Below are 16,498 nucleotides of genomic sequence, written 5' to 3'. Positions count from 1 at the left end.
AAAATCACGCAAATGCCCTGGAGATGGTCAGAATGATCGGGTTCGAGAGGTGCGCTGACACAGCGACTTCCCGAAGCCCGTCACATGGCAATTCATTTATCCCGGCGCCAATACAAGGCGTCACTCCAGGCCAGCTTCACGCAGATTGTCGCGCAGGCGCATGACCTTTTGCTGAAGGTCCATGACCTCTTCCAATTGCAGGCCCGTGGACGACAGAATGCAGGAGCTGAAATGTTCCGTTTTCTTCTGAAGCGCGCGGCCCTTACGGGTCAGTTTCAGGATCACCTGGCGCTCGTCCTTGATATTGCGTGTACGCGTGACCAGCCCCATGGCTTCTAGCCGCTTCAAGAGCGGTGTCAGCGTGTTGGTGTCGAGCTGCAGTTTGGACGTGATTGCACCGACCGGAATGTTGTTTGTCTCCCAGAGCACGGTCATCGCCAGGAACTGCGGATAAGTCAGGCCGACTTCCTTGAGCAAGGCCTTGTAGACGCCGTGCATCGCATGGTTGGCGGAATAAAGCGCAAAGCAGAGGAAGCGATCGAGCGTGAGGGCGCCCTCCAAAGCCGGCGGGATTTCGTCATCCAGGTCTTTTTCAACTGAAACGGAGGCGGACTGCCCGGTGCCGGGAGCTTCTGCCGCTTCGGCTTCCGGAGCCACGTCCGGGGTGTCCCTGGTGTCGGGCTCTTCTAGGGGGATCGGCGTTTCGGCGACAGCAGCAACAATTTCTGCTTCGCGCGCATCATCGCCTTCAGCGCCAGAGGCCGTTTCTGCTTCTGCCTCAGGCTTGGCAGCAGCCTTCTTGCGCTGTTTCTTCTCAGACTTTCCGGTTTTTGCCGGCTTGTCTTTTTTCTGTTTTTCGGTCGCTTCCGGCGCGGAAAATCCAATCGCGTCCAGCAGGGACATCTGGTCAGTGGTCTCGCTCATTCGCCCCTTATAAATCGCGCGCGATATGGTCGCAACATGTTGACGATTTGCCGGTGTGCGTATATGTGGGTAATTTATATCGTGCGCGATAAAACGCGACGCGATATAAAAGGATGAAATGATCTTACAGGTAGAGAAGGAGCCTTCAGATGGCTGTCGACGTGAAATATGAAACCAGTGCAAAGGCAACCGGTGGCCGCGACGGTGCGGCAGAAACCCTGAGCGGGTCCTTCAAGGTGAAGCTGGCGACGCCCAAGGAGCTCGGTGGTGCAGGCGGCGAAGGCAATAACCCGGAAGAACTGTTCGCAGCCGGTTATGCGGCCTGCTTTATCGGTGCGATGAAATTCGTCGGTGGACAGGAGAAAATCTCGGTCCCGGCAGATACGTCCATCACCTCGACGGTTGGCATCGGACCGCGCTCCGAGGGCGGTTTCGGTCTCACAGTTGCGCTGGAAGTTTCTCTTCCTGGCATGGACAAGGCTGTGGCTGAAGACCTTGTTGCCAAGGCCCACCAGGTTTGCCCCTATTCCAACGCGACCCGGAACAATATCGACGTCAAATTGACGGTCGCCTGATGCTGAAAGTCCGGTTCTGTCGCTTGCGGCAGAACCGGACTTCCTTTTTCAGGGTTCAATTTTTCAAGGCGGCCGATTTGAATGGCCTTCCTTTTGTTTTTCGCCGGCCCGCCGGGATCGAAAAGCTATTTGGCCTCGGCTCCGACTGCGCATGCTTTCCGATATTTTTTTTTCGCGACGGGAGCTTCTTGAAAGTTTCCCCCCACGAGCTGATGCTCAACAGGAAACGTTGCCGCATGCCCTGCAATCCATCTCAGTTGGGTGATAAGAAGGGCGAGGGGTTTCAAACGGAGTAAAAAAGAATATGCGGCCGAAGCTTGATGGCATTCTGGAAACCGCTGTTTATGTCGATGACATGCAGGCGGCGCATTCGTTTTATACAGACATTTTGGGGTTGAAGTGCATGGTCGCCGGCGAAAGGCTCTCTGCCTATGATGCCGGTCCCGCCCAGACTCTCCTGGTGTTTCATCGCGGCCATACCAGAGAAGACGTCGAAACGCCTGGCGGCGTCGTGCCGGGGCACGATACGACCGGGCACAGTCATTTTGCATTTCGCATCAGCTCGGATCAGTTATCTCCCTGGAGAGACTACCTGAACGAAATGAAGGTGGAGATTATCAGCGAGGTCACATGGCCAGCAGGTGGCCAGAGCCTTTATCTCAACGATCCGGACGGCAATGTTCTGGAGCTGGTAACTGCGCCGCTTTGGCCAAATTATCAGTCGTAAACTTTAAAGGTTTTGCGGCAGGGTGACGGTGTTTGAAGGTCATATCGGGTGGCGCAATGAATTTCTTGCAAGCGGTCCTGCGGACATTGTTCTACGTTGCCGTCGGCGGGGTGATTTCGATTGTCGGAGCGGCGTTTTTCTTCATGAATTGGGAGCCTGACCGGAACCACTACACGATCCGCGGCATCGATATTTCGCACCATCAGGGGGACATCGACTGGGCGCAGGTGGCGGCGGATGATGTTGCCTTCGTCTACATGAAGGCCACTGAAGGGGGCGACTTCAAGGACCGCGCCTTTGCCCGAAATTGGGCCGGGGCCGGTGGCGCCGGTCTGGCGCGGGGGGCCTATCATTTCTTCAGCCTGTGCAAATCAGGCCGTGAGCAGGCCGAAAACTTCCTGTCCGTCCTGCCTCAGGACAGCGATATGCTGGCCCCGGTGGTGGATCTGGAATACACCGGAAACTGTGCCCGCCGTCCGCCGGCCGAGGAAGTGCTGCAGGAGATCAGTGACTTTGCGGCGCTGGTCGAACAGGGGCGGGGTAAACAGGTCATCCTCTATGTGCCGGAGAACTTCTATCTGGACTATCTGAAGGGAAGGGGTCTGAACCGCAGGCTCTGGACCCAGTCGATCTGGCATTCGCCCGGTTATGTGTCAGACTGGACGCTCTGGCAGTACCACGACAGGGGAACGATCAAAGGCGTTTCAGGTGACGTGGACCTGAATGTTCTGCACCCGGACAAGAGCCTGGATAACCTCAAGTCCTGATCAGGCAAGCTTATGAAATATAAGCTTTAAAATTGACGTGTTGACTTTAACGTAAAAAGACGGAACTGTGCGCTCCAACAAGGAGCGGGCATGCAGCGTTATTTCACCATTACCCAGCTGACGCAGGAGTTCGACATAACGACCAGAACGCTGCGATTCTATGAAGCGCAGGGGCTGGTGTCACCGACACGCCGTGGCCGCCAACGCCTTTACACGCCAGGCGACCGGACCCGCATCAAGTTGATCCTGCGCGGCAAGCGTCTCGGATTTTCCCTGAACGAAATCAAGGAAATGATCGAGATGTACGGCAGTGCGCCGGGCGAGGCAGGCCAGTTGCGGCTGCTGCTGGACAGGATTGCCGCCCGCCGGGCGGAACTTCTCGAAAAACAGCGCGATATCGAATTGACGCTTGTGGAGCTCGATGATGTCGAGGCTGGCGCGAAAGCGCGTATGGCCGTGCTGGAAACAGGTCCGGGCAAAATGTCCGGCGCAGATGCTGCATCGGAGAAAAGCTGATGGATCTTTCTCCTCGTGACGAGAACTGGGAAGCGCGTGTGCGAGCAAGTTTTGCCGCGCAGAAATTCATGACCCATCTGGGCGCGCAGATGGTTCACGTCTCGCCAGGCGCTATCGATCTGGAACTGACGATGCGGCCCGAACTGACACAGCAGCATGGTTTTTTCCATGCGGGCGCGACCTCGTCCATTGCAGACAGTGCGGTGGGATATGCGGCTTTGACGCTGTTTGCCGCAGGCTTCGGCGTGCTGACGAGCGAGTACAAGATCAACCTGCTGAACCCGGCAAGGCAGCCTGTGCTTCTTGCACGGGGGCGTGTGGTCAAACCCGGCCGCACGCTGACAATTGCCAAGGCAGATGTTTATGGACTGGACGACGGCACACAGGTGCATGTCGCAACGGGCCTGTTCACGCTCATGAGCGTCGCAGGCGTCAAGGACTGAAGAATGACGGATATCACCACCAGGCCTCTCAAGCGGTCAGACAAGCCTGCTTGGCTTGAGCTGTGGGCAGCCTATCTTGCGTTTTACGAGCAGGAACTGGCGCCGGAGGTCACGGAGACCCTGTTTGAGCGTCTGCTGTCCGATGCAGGCCACAGCGCATGCGTGGCGGTGCAGGGAGATAAGCTTGTCGGGCTGGTTCATTACCTGTTTCACGACAGCACCTGGTCCACGTCATCGACCTGTTATCTGGAAGATCTTTTCGTGAGCGAAAACCTGCGCGGTGGAGGGGCTGGCCGCAAGTTGATCGAGGCAGTCCATCAGGCCGCAACGGATGAGCCGTCCGCCAGCGGCAAGGTCTACTGGCACACCCATGATCACAATACGCGCGCCCGGCAGCTTTACGACCGGATCGGCGTGTTGAGCGATTTTGTCCGATACGACAGGCCTTAAGAACTCTGGGAGGTAATCAACATGATCCGTAACGATTTTCCGGGTTTCAATTTCGATCTCGGCGAAACCGCCGACATGCTGCGCGATACCGTCCGCTCCTACAGTCAGGACCGGATCGCGCCTTTGGCGGAAAAGATCGACCGGGAAGACTGGTTCCCGCGTGAGCTCTGGCCGGAAATGGGAGAGCTCGGTCTTCACGGGATCACAGTAGAGGAAGAATGGGGCGGTTCGGGGCTCGGGTATCTGGAGCACTGCATTGCCATGGAAGAGGTCAGCCGGGCGTCTGCCTCCATCGGCCTCAGCTATGGTGCCCATTCCAACCTTTGCGTCAACCAGTTGCGACGCTGGGGAAGTGACGAGCAGAAGAAGCGCTATCTGAACAAGCTGGTGACCGGTGAACACCTGGGAGCATTGGCCATGTCGGAACCGGGCGCCGGATCTGACGTCGTGTCCATGAAGCTGCGGGCAGAAAAGAAGGGCGACCGTTACGTCCTCAATGGATCCAAGATGTGGATCACCAACGGCCCGTCTGCCGATACGATGATCATCTACGCCAAGACCGATCCGGAAGCCGGGCCGAAGGGCATCACGGCCTTTCTGGTCGAAAAGAGCTTTCCGGGCTTTTCCGTGGCGCAGAAACTGGACAAGCTTGGCATGCGCGGGTCCGAAACCGGCGAACTGGTGTTCCAGGATTGCGAAGTGCCGGAGGAAAACGTCCTTGGCCAGGTTGGCAAGGGCGTCAACGTTCTGATGTCGGGTCTCGACTACGAGCGCGCCGTTCTTGCAGCAGGTGCCGTCGGCATCATGCAGGCGGCCATGGATGTAGTCATCCCCTATATCCACGAGCGCGAGCAGTTCGGCCAGCCCATCGGCACGTTCCAGCTTGTGCAGGGCAAGGTGGCCGACATGTATGTGACCATGAATGCCACCAAGTCCTACGTCTATGCGGTTGCCAAGGCCTGTGACAGAGGCGAGACAACCCGTGAAGACGCGGCTGGTGCGATCCTCTATGCGGCTGAAAACGCAACCAAGCTGGCTCTCGATGCAATCCAGCTGCTTGGTGGCAACGGCTATATCAACGAATATCCGACCGGCCGTCTGCTGCGTGACGCAAAGCTATACGAGATTGGTGCCGGAACTTCGGAAATTCGCCGGATGCTGATTGGGCGGGAGATCTTCAACAAGACGGCCAGATGACGGAATACTGAGGATGGCATGAAACAGACGCGGCTTCCCGACAAACCTGATGCGAAATCTCCAGCGGGGGCCGATATCCGTTTCATCATGGATGGCCCGACAGGAAACATGATCCATTCGACTGTTCCTGTCGGCCAGACGAACCGTGCGACACGGCACAAGACCGTGCATGAATTCTGGTACGTGCTTGCCGGCAGCGGACAGATCTGGAGGTCCGACCATGCCTGCCAGACCGTTGTCGACCTGGAGACCGGTGTCTCCATTGATATCCCGGCCGGCACCGCTTTCCAGTATCGGAACACCGGTGACAGCGTGCTTCAGTTCATTTGTATCTCCATGCCTCCCTGGCCTGGAGATGAAGAAGCCGACTTTGTCGATGGCCCCTGGGAGGCAACGGTCGGCGGAAACTAGGGCCGATCCTGTTACCGAACCGATCCGGCTTTTCCTGCGTATCGCTGTCATCAGGAAAGAGAGGCAGTGAATGACGACAGTAGCGGTGATCTTTGGTGCCAGCGGCGGAATTGGTTCAGCCGTGAAGGCGCGTCTTGAAAGTGACGGTGGCTATGACAGGGTCATCGCGCTTCATCGCAAGTCTTCACCACCTCTCGATTTGCTCGATAAATGCAAGATCCAGGCCTGTGCCGAAGAGGTTCGGCAGGCTGAAGGTGAAGTGCGTTTGCTCTTCGACGCGACCGGTGCACTCACTCTGGGGACAGCACGTCCCGAAAAGAGCCTGCGGGAACTCGATCCTGAAGTCCTTGCCCGTTCGTTTGCAATCAATGCCATCGGCCCGGCACTGTTGATGAAACACTTCTTGCCGCTGCTGCCGAGAGAGGGACGGAGTGTTTTTGCAACCCTTTCCGCAAGAGTCGGTTCAATCGGCGATAACAGCCTTGGTGGATGGTATGGGTACCGGGCCTCGAAGGCCGCGCTCAACCAATTGGTCCGCACTGCATCGATTGAGCTCGCGCGCAAGAATCCCGAAGCAATCTGTGTTGCGCTTCATCCCGGTACGGTGAGAACCTCCCTGACCGAGAATTTTGCAAAGACCGGGCTCGACGTTCAGGAACCAGCGATCGCGGCAGAACGCCTTGTCGACTTTGTGGTCAGTCTCACGCCCGCACAGTCCGGAGGTTTTTTCGATCAGCTCGGCAGGCCCATTCCCTGGTAAGCGAAGCCAAGCGGCGACGCCGGGTAACTTGCAGGTACTATTCGATTTTCTTCCGTGAACACAGGATGTTGGCGAGACGTCGTTTCGATTCTCCTGGGCGCTCAATTCCTGAAATTCTGCCCGTCTCATTAGGCGGTTACTCCAATGCGTGCCATTGGCGGCAAGGCAGTTGCTGTGCGTCCGCCATCTAAGCAGATTGACAACATACCAACTGGTCGGTATGTATGGGGCATGGTAGAGAAAACTCAAAAGACAAAACGGCCAGACGCGCGGATAAAGCTGCTGGATTCTGCGCTGCGTGTGATCCGTATGAAAGGCTACACGGCCACCACCGTGGATGACCTGTGCCGCGAAGCGGGTGTGACGAAGGGAGCCTTCTTCCATCACTTTCGTTCGAAAGACGATCTGGCGGTGGCTGCGGCGGATTACTGGTCCGAAACGACCGGGGCGCTTTTCGAACAGGCGGCGTATCACGATCCTGAAGACCCGCTTGACCGGGTGATCGGCTATCTCGATTTCCGCAAGGCCTTGGTGCAGGGCGATGTGCCGGAGTTCACCTGTCTGGTCGGGACCATGGTGCAGGAGGTCTATGACACGATTCCTGCCATCCGCGATGCCTGCAACCGAAGCATCACCGGGCACGCGGCAACGCTGGTTTCCGATATCGCAGAAGCGGCCAAGGCCCGGGGTATTGAGGTTCCTGGAGGAGCGGAAAGCCTGGCACTGCACACACAGGCCGTCATTCAGGGGGCTTTCGTGCTGGCAAAGGCAGGCAATGCGCCATCGATAGCGACGGACAGCATCGAGCATCTGAAACGTTACGTCGAACTGCTGTTCGGCCGGTCATGACAAGGGAGAGTGCAATGAGTGAAGTTGAAATTCGCAAGGAAGATCTGACACTGGAACTCAGCCGGGTCATTGCCGCGCCGCGTGAAGCCGTGTGGCAATGCTGGACCAATACCGAATTGCTGAAACAGTGGTTCTGCCCGAAGCCCTGGTTTGTGCAGCAGGCCGATATGGACGTTCGTCCGGGTGGCCGTTTCAACACCGTGATGGCCGGTCCGCAAGGAGAGCAGTTCGAGAATGTGGGCATGTTCCTGGAGGTTGTGGATGGCGAGAGGCTGATGTTCACGGATGCCTTCTCCGAAGGCTATGTGCCGCGGGAGACGCCGTTCATGACAGGCTACGTCCAACTTGCCGATGTCCCGGGCGTCGGCACGCGCCTGACGTGGGGTGCGCGCCACGCGACCGAAGCAGACAGGAACAAGCATCTTGAGATGGGCTTTGAGGAGGGCTGGAAAGCAGCCTCCGCTCAGCTTGATGCACTTGCAAGGTCGATTGCTGTCGAGGGGCTGCGAACCGAACCCGCGTTTGCCGCCAAGGTGCGCACCTGTCTGTTCTTCCGTGAAAAGGGAGAGGAAGCAGCCAGCTTCTACACGTCCCTTTTGCCGAATAGCGAGATTGAGTCGATCTTCCGGCCGGATCCAGACGGGCCGGTGCTGGTTGCCGAGTTCACCCTGGCGGGGTCCCCCTTCATGATACTGAACGGCAACCCGGATATGCAGTCAAGCTATCTGACCTCGATTTCCATACTGACCGAAGATCAGGCGGAAACAGATCAGTTATGGCAGGCGCTTCTTGCCGATGGCGGGGAAGAGGGCCAGTGCGGCTGGCTGAAAGACCGCTACGGTGTTTATTGGCAGATTGTTCCCAAGGCATTGCCCCGGCTGATGCATGGCAACGATCCGGAAAGCGCCGGACGTGTCAGTGCCGCCCTGATGAAGATGAAGAAGATAGACATTGCCGGCTTGGAAGCTGCTGCCTGAACAGCAGCATTCGCATGGTTCGTTGTCTGGTTCGGCTTGCAAGGCCTGAGTGAAGAACAAAAATTCAAACGCCGCCTGATCCGCGGCGTTTTGCTTTTGTGGAACAGACACTTTCACCGGGATTGCCGTCCCCGTTCTTTCCGTGCAACTTTGCAATCGGAAGGAGTGGATATGACTCATAACGATCTCGTCCACATTCAAGTTGCGACACCGGAGCGCTGGGCCGATCTGGTGGATCTGTTCGGACCGGAACGAGGTGCGTCCGGCGGTTGCTGGTGCATGTGGCCTTTCTTGCGGGGCAAGGACTGGAAAGCGATGACCCGTGAGGAACGGCGCGATGCTTTTCAGCAGAAGGTAGACGCTGGCCCGGCCCCCGGGCTCCTGGCGTATCGAGGCAGCCTCGCGGTCGGCTGGATCGCGCTCGGACCGCGCAGTCAGTATCTACGCTTCCTGCTTGGCAAAACCAGCCAACCCCTGCCGGAAGACAGTGAACAGGCGATAGAGACAACACATGCGGTCACCTGTTTCTATATCCGGAAAGGGCATCGCGGCACCGGTTTGATGTCCCTTCTGCTGGATGCGGCCATTGCCCATGCGCGGGAAGAAGGGGCTCGACAAATGGATGCATGTCCCATGGAGACGGACAAGCCTCTGCAATGGGGCGAAGGCTTCGTGGGCATTGCTGACGTCTTCCGCCGCGCAGGCTTTGTCGAAATCGCACGCAGAAGCCCCAAGCGGCCACTCATGCGCAAGACACTATGAACGGAAATTCCAGATGACCGGCGAAACAGACCTTGCCACCCTGATCTCGCAGATGCGCCCGATGCTGGATCCGCAGCCTTATGTATTCTGCACATTTGTATCGAAATCGATGACGGATCTGGCAGAGTACGATCCGATCGGCCTGTTTGCGGAAACCGAAGGGCTGACAGCCATTCTGCCGGTTGAGCGGGCGCGTGAACTGGGATTGGCAGAGGCCGAGTGGTTCCGGCGGATAACGCTGACTGTGCATTCCTCGCTGGAGGCCGTTGGACTGACGGCATCCATTTCCGCGGCTCTGGCAGCCGAAGGAATTTCGGCGAATGTGGTTGCAGCCTTTTTTCACGATCATGTTTTTGTGCCCGAAGAACGCGCGGAAGATGCTCTGGCGGCACTGCGCAATCTCGCCGGAGACATTTGATCCCGTTTTTTCCAGGTGTGCCGAACATGCGTCACAACGGTGAATTCGGTGGATTTTCCCTTGCAATTTCCGGTGTGCCTTCCCATTCCTAAGCGGGAGCAAGCGGGGTAAGAGCATGCAACGGGTCAAGCGGCGTCTGGCGGCAGTTATGTGCGCGGACGTTGCGCAATATTCCAAGCTCATGGAGCGGGATGAAGACGGAACTCTGGACCGGCTCAAAGCCTACCGGTTGGTGATGTCGGCGCTGACGGAGCGTCATAACGGACGCATCGTGAACACCTGGGGTGATGCAGTCATCATCGAGTTCGCGTCGGTCATGGAAGCCGTGCAATGTGCCGTTGACATCCAGAACGAGCTTTCGGTTCGCAACGCGGACCTGCCGGACATGAACCGGATGGAGTTTCGCATCGGCATCAACCTCGGCGACATCATGGTCGAAGGCGAGGACATCTATGGCGACGGCGTGAATGTGGCCGCCCGATTGCAGGAACTCGCACCGCGGGGCGGCATCATGTTGTCTCAGTCGGTCTATGATCAGGTAAAATCGAAAATGGCGCTGGGCTTCGATCCACTTGGACCCCAGCACGTCAAGAATGTCACCGAGCCCGTCGAAACATACTCGGTACGGATCGGGGGCCGAAATTCACCTGCAGACACCAGTGCCAGCCAAAAGACACACCACACAGGGACACCGCGCCAGGACGGTATTCCAAGGCCGGAATGGGAACGGGATACCCAGGCTGTCGCCTCAGGGTTCGAACAGGCACGCCGCTGGTTGAGAGCCCAGCCGAAACGGGTCCGAGGCTGCGTCTTCATGATAAGCCTCTTTTTCCTGCTCAATCTCCTGACCTCCGGTTTGTCCACTTTGTGGTTTGTCTGGCCTTCGCTGCCTTTTGCGGCCATGCTGTTCTGGCACCTGCTCGTTGGCCGTCAGGAAAAACGCCTCGGCAGGCCGACAGGAACAGGCGATTGAGGGCGTGGGGCCTGGCCTGTTGCCGATCTGATAACTCTTTTCACGCTAATCAGGGTCTGATGATTTGCGAGTGCAACTGACTTCGCTTACACATGGACCAACGCAGGGCGGTGGAACCTTCCGTCAGCCCATCGAAAATGCCGGTCCGGCCGGCCCAACAGCAAAGGGAGCTTAATCCTGCGCATGAAAAACTATTCGACCACGGTGCCTGCACGCCTCGACGATGAAGACGAGGACAAGCCCAAGAGCCAGCCGTCGATCCAGGTCGACAAGCATCTGTTCGAAGCGCGTACAGTTCTGATCACCGGTCCGGTGACACAGGAGATGGCCCGCGACGTTTGCGCCCGGCTTCTGGCGCTGGCGCAGGTTTCCAACGACCCGATCACGGTCATCGTTTCGTCTCCGGGCGGTCATGTCGAATCCGGCGACATGATTCACGACACCATCAAATTCATCGCACCTGAGGTTCGTATCCTCGGCATGGGCTGGGTCGCCAGCGCCGGAGCTTTGATTTACGTGTCGGTTCCCAAGGACAAGCGGTTCTGCACTCCGAACACGCGCTTCCTGCTTCACCAACCGTCCGGCGGCGCCGGCGGCATGGCTACGGACATCGAAATCCAGGCCAGGGAAATCATCAAGATGCGCGATCGTCTGAACAAGATTTTCGCGGACGCAACCGGTCAGCCGATTGCGCGTATCGAAAAAGACACCGACCGCGACTACTGGATGAGCCCGGAAGAAGGGATCGACTACGGTCTGGTCGGCAAGATCGTCACCACTGTCGACGAATTGGGCTGATCTTTAACGATCTTCACAAAAAAGCAGAAACGCCGGCTTCGCCGGCGTTTTTTTCTGAGAACGGTCAGATGCAGACCGCTTCGGGTTGAATGGAATAGTCTCGTGCGCGAGCGACCGGTTTGCGGGCGAGCACATGCGGACGAAGCCGGTCCATGAGGTCCCGCAGGTCTGCTTCGTCTCCGGGAGCGGGAGCTCCGTTGAAGATGACCGCGACCAGGTGGTCGACGAACCGTTCATAGATGCTGTTGCAGGTGCAGATCGGCGCCAGCAGGTCGCTGACTGGCTTTCCGTCGTAAATCGGAGCTCCGCCTGCAAGAAAGATCAGGAACTCTGTCAGATCGTCCGAGTGTTCGAATTCCGGCAGAAAGCTGGACACATCGAAACAGGGATCCTGTTCCAGCCTGGCCTTCAGGTGTGGCATTGCCTGCATGATCGCTTCGCGACCGCCGAGTTTCATATAGAGTGTCATCTGGTTTCCCTCGATTGAGCCTTCAATACGATGGCAACAAGATGACTCGAAAGGCGTGCCAGCCCTGTGACTCTGATCACGGATAATGCCTTTGTTAAAATCACCAGTGCCTGCAGATGGCCAAGGTCAGCCGCAAATTCACTCTTTTGGCCGCGCAAAGGGCTAGAAAGGGCCGAAAAAGGCCAGCATCGGGCCGTAAGTGAAGCCGGCTTATCTTGTCACGGTCAAGTGACGTAAGGGCATCGCACCAAGGGTGCGTAGACCGTGATTCCGCTGGATACCTATCGTTGCGCGCCGCAATCGGCGTCACGCCGGATCTGAGCAAATTCCTCATTGCTTACGGCCGAGACGAGATTTTGGACAGAAAACAAGGGATTCGCTTTCCCGCAAAGTGGTTGGGGATTCCTGCAATACGGCGATGAGTATGCAGATCGTTTGCCTGTTTGATGGGATTGTTCGGTCAGGCAGACGCAAAAGGCATGGCTGTCGCGGGCGGAACGGATGTATTGCTTGTCACGGGCAGGGGCCGAAACGACTCGGATAATTTCATATGTATGTTTTCTTCTCGAAGATCGGCGGTTTTCTGATCCTGCCGTCGAACTTTCTCATTGTTTTAATGGCTGCCGGCCTGTTGCTCAGCCTGTCGGCCAGGTGGCGACGGCGCGGCCGCCTCTTGACCTTCGCCGGGTTTGCCGGGCTGGTGGTTTGTGCTTTCTCACCTGCGGCAAACTGGCTGATCGTGCCGCTTGAGGACCGCTTTCAGCGTCCCGCCACTTTGGAAAACTATGACGGCATCATCATTTTGGGCGGTGCCGTGGACACGGTCGTCACCGGTGTCCGGGGCGATACGGCGCTGACCATGTCCGCGGAACGGGTCACCATCACCGCGCGTCTTGCCAAAGCGCTGCCGGCAGCGAAGATCATCCATACCGGAGGGCAGGGCATGATTGTGTCGTCGCAGGCAACAGAGGCGGAGGGAGCCGCGAGACTGTTCCGGGACTTCGGTATTGCGCCTGAGCGCATCATTCTTGAAGACCAATCCCAGAACACATGGCAGAACGCGGTCTACGCCAAGAAGATCGTGCAGCCGCAGCCCGGCCAGCGCTGGTTGCTCGTCACGTCGGCCTATCATATGCCGCGTTCGATGGGCGTCTTCGAGAAGGCCGGCTGGACAGGCGTGACAGCTTATCCGGTGGATTTCCGAACACGGGGACCGCAGGACAGCATGCTCGGCTTTGACGGTGCCTCCAAGGGCCTCAGGCGCTTTGATATCGCCTTCCGGGAGTGGGTCGGTCTTGCGGTCTACAAACTGCTCGGACGGAGCACGGCATTCTTCCCCGGTCCTTAAGCTTGCAAAACACGTTCGGCTGACGCCGACTTTTGAAATCAAACCTCTTTTACTGCAAAGAGCCTGTTCCCATATAATGGGCTCATTCAGGGATTCGAAAGGACGTGGGCTGATGGTCCTCGAAGCGCCTATCGTTGCGGCAGACGTCGTACAATGGCTGTATAGCGATGCGCCCCGACTGAAGGGGACACTCGAAATCGTCACTGAGATGGCGAAACGTTTGCGCGCCGGAAAAGTTCCGGTCGACCGTGTCACCACCGGCATCTGGGTGGTGCATCCGAACGTGCGCGCGGAAAGCTCGATCTGGATCAACGGAGAGGCGCCGGAATTGCGCCTACATACTGCGGACAACACTTCGCAGGACGAATATCAGAAGAGCCCCATCAAACGCGTGCACGAAGACGAGACACCAGTTCGTGTCGAGATCGGCAAGACGCCGGGTGCAGCCGACGAATTTCCGATTACCGCCGAGCTGGCCCGGGAAGGTTATACGGACTATATCGCTCTGCCCATGCGGTTTTCAGACGGGACGGTGAAGGTTGCCAGTTTCGCGACCAAGGCGCCGGGCGGTTTTACAGGCTCGCACATCGGTGTGTTCGACTCGCTGATCCAGCCGCTTGCGCTGGTATGTGAATTGAAGACGCTGCGCCGTACCGCCGAAACGGTGCTGGACACCTATGTCGGCCCGCGGGCAGGACTGAAGGTTCTGGACGGCACAACCCGGCGAGGAGAAGGCGAGTGGATCAAGGCGGTTGTCAGCTTTGCCGACATCCGTGGCTTCACGCGCCTGTCCAATACGCTTCCTGCAGACAAGATCGTCTTGTTCCTGAACAAGTATTTCGGAGCGATGACGGCAGCCGTCGAAGCCCATGGCGGCGAAGTGCTGAAGTTCATCGGCGATGAAGTGATGGCGATCTTTCCCTACGAGACCGCAGAGGAAGCCAGGGACGCCTCCATGCGCGCCCTGATGGCTGCACGTGAGACGCTGACGCGGATCGAGGCGATCAACACGGCCCGAACCTGCGCGGTCACACCTGATCTGAGTGTCGGAATAGCCCTTCACGCAGGCGATGTCTTTTATGGCAACGTCGGCAGCGAAACCCGGCTGGACTTCACCGTCGTCGGCCCTGTGGTCAATCTTGCGGCCCGTATTGCCGAGCTTGCAAAGGACCTGCAGCGCCAGCTTCTGGTGTCGGACGCTCTGGCGGAGGTCATGGGGTGCAGATCGGGACTTTATGGTCGCTATCAGGTGAAGGGGTTTGATGAACCCGTGTCGGTGTATTCGCCGGACTTGTCAGCCGACCCCAAGTTTGGATATTGCCCCAAGAGTACCGCATCTCTGGCCTTGGAAACGAACTGACGGCGTAGCAGGACCAAGAGAACGGCGAGGGTGGTTGCGGCAAATACATACGGGCCGGCGAACCACCCAAGAAAGCCGATTGAAAAAAACAGGGCACGCTGGCCGCGATTGAAGTGGCGGCCGGCGAGAACACCCAGTTCCCCGGCTTGTGCAGCCATCTTTGTGATGACCTCATCGGGTGCCTGGCCTCTGTGGGGGACCGCGCCCATGATGATGCTGGCATAATTGAAAAGCCGATACGCCCAGCCGAACTTGAAGAAACCATAGGCAAAGATCAGCATCAGGCCGAGCACCTTGATCTCCCAGAGTGCCCGGTTGTCGGCTACCGGAATGGACAGGTCTCCAGCAATCTGAACGATGCGCTCCGTTGCATCAAGAAGCGCAAAGCCACCACCGATGGCCAGAAGGGATGTCGATGCGAAAAAGGCTGTGCCCTGCTGCAACCCGGACATGATCGAGGTGTCCATGATGCGAACCTCGCGCAGGCTCATGACATGCATCCAGTTGCGCCGGTAGCTTTCCATCGCGCTGGACAAGGTCTTTTTACGCAGTGGGCTGAGATCGATCAGAACATTAAAACCGAGCCAGGCGAGCAGAAACCAGGCCGCGGCTGCCAGGTCCAGAGTCGAGAGCGCGTGCATCGTGATCCCTTCTGATTCTCTTGCGGCCGAATCCGACCATCACCTGTCTTAGCAGACTTTTCAGTGTCCCTGACAGACAGACTTGTGGACCCTAAGTAGCTGAAATTCCAGTAGCTGTAGGAGGTTTGCAAAAATGCGGGATCTGCTGCTCTCTTTTTGCGCTTGCGAAATGGTAAGGGATCGTTTACCTCGTCGCCTCAATGGCGCCATATTTAGAGGTCGGTGGGACCTGGTGCCACACAACAATATGTAGGGTTTTTATGGACGAAAACGTGCAGAAATCTTGTTGGAGCGTCACTCTCTGGACTGTCGCTGCAGTGGGCCTAGCATTGACGATGGTTCTTCTGTTCAACGATGTTGAAAGTGCACAACAAGCCGTCGCCGCCGCCAAATAAGCCAGCGGGACGCAAGGAACACAAAGGCGCAGCGTGAGGCTGCGCCTTTTGTCGTTTGAGGGGCTCTTTTTTGCTCTTTGGCAACTTTCCCAAGAGGCCTTCGCCGGATCCTGTCCACACCTAGTTGGCGGGGGTCAGGCTGGACGAAAAGGAAATTTCAGGCCTGTCCGACGGTCCGTAGAACTGCCTGAATTCCATTTGCCGCACCACTGTCTTGTCGCGGGGGTGGCTGATGAGAAACGCCGTATAGGCGCGGTCGCCCAGAGGCAGGAGCACGAGTTGGACAGTGCCGGATCCGGGCCACTCAAGTTCCGCGCCCCAGGCCGGAACATCTTCCGGATCGTCTTTTCCGAAAAGCGCACGGACGTCGATGTCGTGGAGCAGGGCGGTGCCATTGGCATCCCAGGTGAGCGCGGCAAGACCCCGGTCCAGAGGAAACAGATTGAGCTGTGCTCCGTTGATCTCGACATTCAGGCGGTTCGCAGCGTCCCTTTCGATCAGCGCGGTGCCTTCACTCATGTCCGTTTCTAGTGCAACGCGCTCACCGTTGCTCTGGACGAAGCCTTCCGTGTTGACCACCTTGAAGATGCCAACGGGAACGGCGACTTCCGCCTGCAGTGGCACGACGGAAGCGAGAAAGACCAGCAACGAAATGAGTGTACGAAACACGCCCGGACCCTGTTTTGGAATTTGGCCCGACCATACATCTTCAAAACTTTAGAAAGTCTTTGTCCAATA

General features: G+C 57.6%; 21 protein-coding genes. 17 read left to right on the top strand and 4 right to left on the bottom strand.

Annotated elements, in window-relative coordinates; genetic code table 11:
* Nucleotides 1-120 precede the first annotated feature (120 nt).
* Nucleotides 121-924 (bottom strand): MarR family winged helix-turn-helix transcriptional regulator, encoded by an 804-nt coding sequence (locus SIAM614_RS32980; RefSeq protein WP_006936343.1) that lies wholly within the window; start codon nucleotides 922-924, stop codon nucleotides 121-123.
* Between the two features lie 149 nt (nucleotides 925-1,073).
* Here SIAM614_RS32980 and SIAM614_RS16865 point away from each other — a divergent pair, with 149 nt between their 5' ends.
* From SIAM614_RS16865 to SIAM614_RS16785, 15 genes are all read left to right on the top strand, one after another.
* The gene (locus SIAM614_RS16865; protein WP_006936341.1) at nucleotides 1,074-1,499 is read left to right on the top strand and encodes an organic hydroperoxide resistance protein; all 426 of its coding nucleotides are present in this window, start codon (nucleotides 1,074-1,076) and stop codon (nucleotides 1,497-1,499) included.
* Nucleotides 1,500-1,803: 304 nt separating this feature from the next.
* Complete coding sequence (locus tag SIAM614_RS16855; protein ID WP_006936336.1) at nucleotides 1,804-2,226, top strand: VOC family protein; 423 nt, start codon at nucleotides 1,804-1,806, stop codon at nucleotides 2,224-2,226.
* A 56-nt stretch (nucleotides 2,227-2,282) separates the two neighbouring features.
* Nucleotides 2,283-2,993: a glycoside hydrolase family 25 protein gene (locus SIAM614_RS16850; RefSeq protein WP_006936334.1), complete on the top strand. Its 711-nt coding sequence runs from the start codon at nucleotides 2,283-2,285 to the stop codon at nucleotides 2,991-2,993.
* Nucleotides 2,994-3,083: 90 nt separating this feature from the next.
* Nucleotides 3,084-3,509, top strand: coding sequence for a MerR family transcriptional regulator (locus tag SIAM614_RS16845; protein ID WP_006936332.1), 426 nt, complete (start codon nucleotides 3,084-3,086; stop codon nucleotides 3,507-3,509).
* On the top strand, nucleotides 3,509-3,952 hold the full coding sequence (locus SIAM614_RS16840) for a PaaI family thioesterase (protein WP_006936330.1): 444 nt from the start codon (nucleotides 3,509-3,511) through the stop codon (nucleotides 3,950-3,952). The genes SIAM614_RS16845 and SIAM614_RS16840 overlap by 1 nt, the downstream gene beginning before the upstream one ends.
* Before the next feature lie 3 nt (nucleotides 3,953-3,955).
* On the top strand, nucleotides 3,956-4,402 hold the full coding sequence (locus SIAM614_RS16835; RefSeq protein WP_006936328.1) for a GNAT family N-acetyltransferase: 447 nt from the start codon (nucleotides 3,956-3,958) through the stop codon (nucleotides 4,400-4,402).
* Nucleotides 4,403-4,423: 21 nt separating this feature from the next.
* Nucleotides 4,424-5,599: an isovaleryl-CoA dehydrogenase gene (locus SIAM614_RS16830; protein WP_006936326.1), complete on the top strand. Its 1,176-nt coding sequence runs from the start codon at nucleotides 4,424-4,426 to the stop codon at nucleotides 5,597-5,599.
* Nucleotides 5,600-5,617: 18 nt separating this feature from the next.
* On the top strand, nucleotides 5,618-6,010 hold the full coding sequence (locus tag SIAM614_RS16825; RefSeq protein ID WP_006936324.1) for a cupin domain-containing protein: 393 nt from the start codon (nucleotides 5,618-5,620) through the stop codon (nucleotides 6,008-6,010).
* A 70-nt stretch (nucleotides 6,011-6,080) separates the two neighbouring features.
* A complete protein-coding gene (locus SIAM614_RS16820) occupies nucleotides 6,081-6,770 on the top strand; it encodes an SDR family oxidoreductase (protein WP_006936322.1) in 690 nt (229 codons plus the stop codon).
* Between the two features lie 231 nt (nucleotides 6,771-7,001).
* Entirely contained in the window at nucleotides 7,002-7,619 is a 618-nt protein-coding gene (locus SIAM614_RS16815; protein ID WP_006936320.1) for a TetR/AcrR family transcriptional regulator, read from the top strand.
* Between the two features lie 14 nt (nucleotides 7,620-7,633).
* Nucleotides 7,634-8,596: a VOC family protein gene (locus SIAM614_RS33450; RefSeq protein ID WP_006936318.1), complete on the top strand. Its 963-nt coding sequence runs from the start codon at nucleotides 7,634-7,636 to the stop codon at nucleotides 8,594-8,596.
* A 171-nt stretch (nucleotides 8,597-8,767) separates the two neighbouring features.
* Nucleotides 8,768-9,358 (top strand): GNAT family N-acetyltransferase, encoded by a 591-nt coding sequence (locus SIAM614_RS16800; RefSeq protein ID WP_006936316.1) that lies wholly within the window; start codon nucleotides 8,768-8,770, stop codon nucleotides 9,356-9,358.
* A 13-nt stretch (nucleotides 9,359-9,371) separates the two neighbouring features.
* Entirely contained in the window at nucleotides 9,372-9,776 is a 405-nt protein-coding gene (locus tag SIAM614_RS16795) for an ACT domain-containing protein (protein ID WP_006936314.1), read from the top strand.
* Between the two features lie 115 nt (nucleotides 9,777-9,891).
* Complete coding sequence (locus SIAM614_RS16790; RefSeq protein ID WP_006936313.1) at nucleotides 9,892-10,749, top strand: adenylate/guanylate cyclase domain-containing protein; 858 nt, start codon at nucleotides 9,892-9,894, stop codon at nucleotides 10,747-10,749.
* 183 nt (nucleotides 10,750-10,932) lie between these two features.
* Entirely contained in the window at nucleotides 10,933-11,547 is a 615-nt protein-coding gene (locus SIAM614_RS16785; protein ID WP_006936312.1) for an ATP-dependent Clp protease proteolytic subunit, read from the top strand.
* A gap of 64 nt (nucleotides 11,548-11,611) precedes the next feature.
* On the opposite strand, the gene SIAM614_RS16780 is transcribed toward SIAM614_RS16785, so the two are convergent.
* A complete protein-coding gene (locus SIAM614_RS16780) occupies nucleotides 11,612-12,016 on the bottom strand; it encodes a globin family protein (RefSeq protein WP_006936311.1) in 405 nt (134 codons plus the stop codon).
* A 550-nt stretch (nucleotides 12,017-12,566) separates the two neighbouring features.
* On the opposite strand from SIAM614_RS16780, the gene SIAM614_RS16775 reads away from it, so the two are divergent.
* Both SIAM614_RS16775 and SIAM614_RS16770 read left to right on the top strand, forming a co-directional pair.
* Nucleotides 12,567-13,364, top strand: a complete 798-nt coding sequence (locus SIAM614_RS16775) for a YdcF family protein (protein WP_006936309.1) — start codon at nucleotides 12,567-12,569, stop codon at nucleotides 13,362-13,364.
* Between the two features lie 112 nt (nucleotides 13,365-13,476).
* Entirely contained in the window at nucleotides 13,477-14,724 is a 1,248-nt protein-coding gene (locus tag SIAM614_RS16770) for an adenylate/guanylate cyclase domain-containing protein (protein ID WP_040440515.1), read from the top strand.
* On the opposite strand, the gene SIAM614_RS31240 is transcribed toward SIAM614_RS16770, so the two are convergent.
* Both SIAM614_RS31240 and SIAM614_RS16765 read right to left on the bottom strand, forming a co-directional pair.
* A complete protein-coding gene (locus SIAM614_RS31240; RefSeq protein ID WP_006936305.1) occupies nucleotides 14,610-15,365 on the bottom strand; it encodes a DUF599 domain-containing protein in 756 nt (251 codons plus the stop codon). The two genes, SIAM614_RS16770 and SIAM614_RS31240, sit on opposite strands and share 115 nt — an antisense overlap.
* Before the next feature lie 515 nt (nucleotides 15,366-15,880).
* On the bottom strand, nucleotides 15,881-16,429 hold the full coding sequence (locus SIAM614_RS16765; protein ID WP_006936297.1) for a hypothetical protein: 549 nt from the start codon (nucleotides 16,427-16,429) through the stop codon (nucleotides 15,881-15,883).
* Nucleotides 16,430-16,498 lie beyond the last annotated feature (69 nt).

Origin of the sequence: Roseibium aggregatum IAM 12614 (genome assembly GCF_000168975.1) — a bacterium.
GTDB lineage: Bacteria > Pseudomonadota > Alphaproteobacteria > Rhizobiales > Stappiaceae > Roseibium > Roseibium aggregatum.
Note: the sequence above shows the minus strand (reverse complement) of the source record. Positions and strands in the feature narration are given on the sequence as shown.

What these genes read in the sequence shown, in the direction of transcription:
- SIAM614_RS16830 (WP_006936326.1), top strand. Translation starts at nt 4,424, where the DNA reads ATGATCCGTAACGATTTTCCGGGTTTCAATTTCGATCTCGGCGAAACC.
- SIAM614_RS16865 (WP_006936341.1), top strand. Translation starts at nt 1,074, where the DNA reads ATGGCTGTCGACGTGAAATATGAAACCAGTGCAAAGGCAACCGGTGGC.
- SIAM614_RS16850 (WP_006936334.1), top strand. Translation starts at nt 2,283, where the DNA reads ATGAATTTCTTGCAAGCGGTCCTGCGGACATTGTTCTACGTTGCCGTC.
- SIAM614_RS16840 (WP_006936330.1), top strand. Translation starts at nt 3,509, where the DNA reads ATGGATCTTTCTCCTCGTGACGAGAACTGGGAAGCGCGTGTGCGAGCA.
- SIAM614_RS16795 (WP_006936314.1), top strand. Translation starts at nt 9,372, where the DNA reads ATGACCGGCGAAACAGACCTTGCCACCCTGATCTCGCAGATGCGCCCG.
- SIAM614_RS32980 (WP_006936343.1), bottom strand. Translation starts at nt 924, where the DNA reads ATGAGCGAGACCACTGACCAGATGTCCCTGCTGGACGCGATTGGATTT.
- SIAM614_RS16845 (WP_006936332.1), top strand. Translation starts at nt 3,084, where the DNA reads ATGCAGCGTTATTTCACCATTACCCAGCTGACGCAGGAGTTCGACATA.
- SIAM614_RS16790 (WP_006936313.1), top strand. Translation starts at nt 9,892, where the DNA reads ATGCAACGGGTCAAGCGGCGTCTGGCGGCAGTTATGTGCGCGGACGTT.
- SIAM614_RS16800 (WP_006936316.1), top strand. Translation starts at nt 8,768, where the DNA reads ATGACTCATAACGATCTCGTCCACATTCAAGTTGCGACACCGGAGCGC.
- SIAM614_RS16780 (WP_006936311.1), bottom strand. Translation starts at nt 12,016, where the DNA reads ATGACACTCTATATGAAACTCGGCGGTCGCGAAGCGATCATGCAGGCA.
- SIAM614_RS16815 (WP_006936320.1), top strand. Translation starts at nt 7,002, where the DNA reads ATGGTAGAGAAAACTCAAAAGACAAAACGGCCAGACGCGCGGATAAAG.
- SIAM614_RS16855 (WP_006936336.1), top strand. Translation starts at nt 1,804, where the DNA reads ATGCGGCCGAAGCTTGATGGCATTCTGGAAACCGCTGTTTATGTCGAT.
- SIAM614_RS16820 (WP_006936322.1), top strand. Translation starts at nt 6,081, where the DNA reads ATGACGACAGTAGCGGTGATCTTTGGTGCCAGCGGCGGAATTGGTTCA.
- SIAM614_RS16775 (WP_006936309.1), top strand. Translation starts at nt 12,567, where the DNA reads ATGTATGTTTTCTTCTCGAAGATCGGCGGTTTTCTGATCCTGCCGTCG.
- SIAM614_RS31240 (WP_006936305.1), bottom strand. Translation starts at nt 15,365, where the DNA reads ATGCACGCGCTCTCGACTCTGGACCTGGCAGCCGCGGCCTGGTTTCTG.
- SIAM614_RS16825 (WP_006936324.1), top strand. Translation starts at nt 5,618, where the DNA reads ATGAAACAGACGCGGCTTCCCGACAAACCTGATGCGAAATCTCCAGCG.
- SIAM614_RS16785 (WP_006936312.1), top strand. Translation starts at nt 10,933, where the DNA reads ATGAAAAACTATTCGACCACGGTGCCTGCACGCCTCGACGATGAAGAC.
- SIAM614_RS16770 (WP_040440515.1), top strand. Translation starts at nt 13,477, where the DNA reads ATGGTCCTCGAAGCGCCTATCGTTGCGGCAGACGTCGTACAATGGCTG.
- SIAM614_RS33450 (WP_006936318.1), top strand. Translation starts at nt 7,634, where the DNA reads ATGAGTGAAGTTGAAATTCGCAAGGAAGATCTGACACTGGAACTCAGC.
- SIAM614_RS16835 (WP_006936328.1), top strand. Translation starts at nt 3,956, where the DNA reads ATGACGGATATCACCACCAGGCCTCTCAAGCGGTCAGACAAGCCTGCT.